This window comes from Rhizobium phaseoli (assembly GCF_010668805.1).
Classification (GTDB): domain Bacteria; phylum Pseudomonadota; class Alphaproteobacteria; order Rhizobiales; family Rhizobiaceae; genus Rhizobium; species Rhizobium phaseoli_A.
This window is the reverse complement of record NZ_WUFT01000107.1, coordinates 1-413: the sequence shown is the minus strand read 5'-3', so window position 1 is coordinate 413 and position 413 is coordinate 1. Positions and strand designations below refer to the sequence as shown.

The window sequence follows — 413 nt, the reverse complement described above, 5'->3', positions numbered from 1 at the left end:
GTTTCTGCAACTGGAATACGAGCTCTCCGTTTTCCGCATGCACGGTCGGCAGCGCGCCGAGTTCGAGCGAACGCGAGAAGCTGTTCACGAGAACTTCGTCGTCGGCCATGATGGCGTTCTTGTAGGCCATGAAGTGCTTGAAGCTCGACACGCCATGCTCGTGCACGAGCGTACCCATGTCGCGATACACGGAATCGTCCCACCATGTCACGGCCACATGAAAGCCGTAGTCTGACGACGCCTTCTCGGCCCAGCCGCGCCATTCCCTGAACGCGTCCATCAGCGGCTGCTTCGGGCTGGGAATCACGAAGTCGATGATGCTCGTCGTGCCGCCCGACAGGCCCGCCGCCGTGCCCGTATAGAAGTCGTCGCTGGCCGTCGTGCCCATGAAGGGCAGTTCCATATGCGTGTGC

1 pseudogene is annotated in these 413 nt (G+C 61.3%); it reads right to left on the bottom strand.

Going from position 1 to position 413, the window contains the following annotated elements:
* Positions 1–388, bottom strand: a pseudogene (locus tag GR197_RS31605) (dihydropyrimidinase); the annotation flags it as partial.
* Positions 389–413 lie beyond the last annotated feature (25 nt).